Origin of the sequence: Galbibacter sp. (genome assembly GCF_035306585.1) — a bacterium.
Taxonomy (GTDB): domain Bacteria; phylum Bacteroidota; class Bacteroidia; order Flavobacteriales; family Flavobacteriaceae; genus Galbibacter.
Genome location: NZ_DATGNU010000122.1, coordinates 1 through 3,462, shown reverse-complemented (window position 1 = coordinate 3,462; position 3,462 = coordinate 1). Strand labels below are relative to the sequence as shown.

3 protein-coding genes are annotated in these 3,462 nt (G+C 41.0%); all 3 read left to right on the top strand.

Annotation, left to right across the window (positions count from 1 at the left end; translation table 11 throughout):
* Positions 1-98 precede the first annotated feature (98 nt).
* Positions 99-1,838, top strand: a complete 1,740-nt coding sequence (locus tag VKY50_RS11025; protein WP_324301805.1) for a RagB/SusD family nutrient uptake outer membrane protein — start codon at positions 99-101, stop codon at positions 1,836-1,838.
* Positions 1,826-2,827, top strand: a complete 1,002-nt coding sequence (locus tag VKY50_RS11020) for a sugar phosphate isomerase/epimerase family protein (RefSeq protein ID WP_324301803.1) — start codon at positions 1,826-1,828, stop codon at positions 2,825-2,827. The genes VKY50_RS11025 and VKY50_RS11020 overlap by 13 nt, the downstream gene beginning before the upstream one ends.
* The coding region (locus VKY50_RS11015) for an SGNH/GDSL hydrolase family protein (RefSeq protein WP_324301801.1) at positions 2,827-3,462 on the top strand (636 nt) is incomplete at its 3' end. The genes VKY50_RS11020 and VKY50_RS11015, both read left to right, overlap by 1 nt.

Here is a 3,462-nt window from a genome sequence, read left to right as displayed (position 1 = left end):
GGTGATGCGGTAGGAAGAGCGGATTTGCGATCCTATCCAATTGGAAAAACTTTTTCCTTGGGGCTGAATGTTACACTTTAACCTATAAAGAAAACAAAATGAATACAACGTTTATATTCCGATTTTTACTTCTGTCAAGCTTGTTGTTTGTAAGCTGTGATGATGATATTCTTGACCTTCCGCCAGAGGATCAACTTGTGGTAGATCAATTTTTTAATACAGCCAAGGACTTAGAGGTTGCTACCAATGATTTCTACACCATGTTGCCCACAACGGGAACCTATACCGATGATTCCTCATCAGACAACATTATGTCCTTAACTCCTGCTGCGAGAATTCGAGGGGCTAGGATCGTGCCAACACAGCGTGGAAGTGGTGGATGGAACTGGTCACGATTAAGAGATATCAATTTCTTTCTTGAACACTACAAGCAGGTGGAAAATCCTGATGCGCAACGACATTACGGGGGGATCGCCCGTTTCTTCAGAGCGTACTTTTACTTTGATAAAGTCATGCAATTTGGAGATGTTCCTTGGTATGGGGAAGTGTTAGAGGCTGGTGATGAACGACTTTACAAAGCAAGGGACTCACGGGTTTTAGTAATGGATTCTATTATGGCCGATATTGATTATGCTATTGAGAACATTCCAGCGGAGGTAGAATTAAACAGAATTACCAAATATACTGCCCAAATTCTCAAAGCCCGAATAGCACTCTTTGAAGGGACCTTTAGAAAGTATCACGGAATCAGTGGAGGGGAAGCTTTCTTAAGAGCTGCTGCCACTACAGCTGAAGACTTGATGAACTCTGGAGCCTACAGTTTGTATACGATTGGTGGTCCAGAAGAAGCCTATAGAGGATTGTTCGCTAGAAATGATCAAGATGCCGTTGAGACGATTCTTGCCAGGGATTTTGATCAAGAATTGGAAACGCATAATTTAGGTTATTTGATGACCGCCCCAACCATGGGAGGGTGGGGTATGATGAAAGATGCCGTCAACAGTTATCTACTTGCTGATGGTACCCGATTTACGGACCTTCCAGGGTATGAAACAATGGGCTTTTATCAAGAGATGCAAAACAGAGATCCAAGACTTACACAAACTACCGCAGGTCCTGGATTTAAAGTATCTGGTTCAGAGGAACCAGAACCCGTTTCTTTAGAATCCTCTACAACGGGTTATAGAATTATCAAAGCGCTCCCTGATAGAAGCCAGTGGAGTTCTTCGTACTTTGATGTAATTATCTTCCGTTATGCAGAGGCATTACTAATTTATGCCGAAGCAAAGGCAGAACTAGGAACCCTTACCCAAAGTGATTTAGATATTAGTATTAATTTACTTCGTGATCGTGTAGGGATGCCTCATTTAAATATGGCACAAGCCAATGCCAATCCAGATCCCTATCAAGAGTCGTTCTATCAAAATGTAGATCAAGGTGCCAATAAGGGTGTGATCCTTGAGATTCGAAGAGAGCGAAGAATAGAATTGTTTAATGAAGGTCTAAGGTGGCATGACCTGATGAGATGGAAGGAGGGGAAAAAACTTGAACAACCCATGTTAGGGATTTATTTTCCTAGTTTAGGTGCACATGATTTTGACAATGACGCTAAACCAGATGTCTACCTACATCAGGGAGATCCATCGGGAGCACCAGAAGGCATTACAACTTTTATAAATGTCCTTCAGCGTCCTCTTACAGAGGGCACCTCTGGAAATATGAACCCTTTTGGGGATGGTGGGAAATTTGATGAGGCCAAGGATTATTATTATCCAATACCGATCGAAGATCTGCAATTAAATAAACAATTAGAGCAGAATCCTAAATGGGAACATTAAGATTTTCATCCCTACTTTTAGCAGTAGGACTAGGAGGTGTGTTATTCCTGCAGAGTTGCAGGAATAACAACCCCTCTAAGACCAAAACACTGCAAACCAAAACCTTGTATTCTAATAAAAAGGTTAAAAGAATGACTCCGCTCGAGGTAGGATTTGCAATAAGTCTTGGGAGGATCACAAAAGATACCCTTGTCTTAGCAAAATCACTTGGAATAGATCATATTGAAATTTCCGGTTTAGGGATGTTTGTCGATAAGGATCTAAGTTTTAAGAAAACCGATCAAGAAATTATTGAAAAACTAAATCAGGTTAAAAAAGCAGCCGATAGTGCTGGGATTAATATTTGGTCAATTCACATGCCTTTTGGACCTCAAATAGACCTTTCACTAATCGATCAGACCCAGCGAAAACAAGTAGTAGCAATGCATCAAAAGCTACTGCAGCATTTAAGTATATTAGAACCTGAGATGGTGTTATTTCATCCCAGTTACTATTTACAATTAGGAGAAAGAGCGCACCGAACAGCTCAATTGATCGCATCGGCCATTACCCTAGATAAGGATGTACAGCGTATTGGCGCGAGTATGGTTATTGAGAATATGTTAGGATCAGCATTGTTAGTGGATCAACAGCGGGAACGACCACTACTTCGAAGCGTAGAAGAATGCGTTGCTATTTTTTCTAAATTACCTGAATCCATTGGATTGGCGGTGGATACCAATCATATTCTTCATGCCGAGAATCTTATTTTAGCCTTAGGTACCCGATTAAAAACGCTTCATATTGCCGATGGTACAGGTGAGGCAGAAAATCATTGGTTCCCTTGTGATTATAAAGGGGAAAATAACTGGGATAAGGTCCTGGCAGCTTTATCGGAGGTAAACTACCAAGGCCCGTTTATGTATGAGAGTTCGGCGCCAGGGTTAAAAGCATATAAGCTGTGTTACCAAGAGTTGCATGACCATTATGTAAATCATGAGGATTTGTGATGGGAAAAACAATAATACGACTTCTATTATTACTTCTGTTCTGTAACTCCATAGCCTATGGACAGGAGCAGGAGGTAAGGTATTACCCAGCTACTTATTTTGGTGTCCAAGGACAGGCCCCCGAAGTAAGCGGTGAACCTTATAGCCGTATTGATTCTTTAAACAGCACAAAGGTCAGTGAGCCATTACAAATACTTTCTCGAAATACTGCAGGTTTGTATATAGAATTTCAGACCAATTCTAGCTTTATTGACGTGAAATGGGAATTACAAACCTATACGGTGCTATCTAACATGACTCCTTTGGCTGTCAACGGACTTGATTTATATGGATGGAAGAATTCAAAATGGCAGTATGTGAATTCTGGTATAGCAAAGGCTGCACAAAATAAAGTTCGAATTATTAAAAATATGGATACGTCGATGACCCGTTTTAGACTGTACTTTCCGCTCTATAGTATTGTAAAAGAGTTATCCATAGGAGTCGACAGTAAGGCCGTGATACACCCCGTGGAACCAGTGACAAAACACCGCGTGGTCATCTATGGATCTAGTATTACGCAAGGGGCTTCTGCTTCCCGACCTGCAATGGCATATCCTTCTATTTTAGGGAGGTCGTTGAATCTTGAAATTATT

Bases quoted from the DNA above. Each gene is read 5' to 3' on its own strand.
- VKY50_RS11025 (WP_324301805.1), top strand. From the start codon at position 99: ATGAATACAACGTTTATATTCCGATTTTTACTTCTGTCAAGCTTGTTG.
- VKY50_RS11020 (WP_324301803.1), top strand. From the start codon at position 1,826: ATGGGAACATTAAGATTTTCATCCCTACTTTTAGCAGTAGGACTAGGA.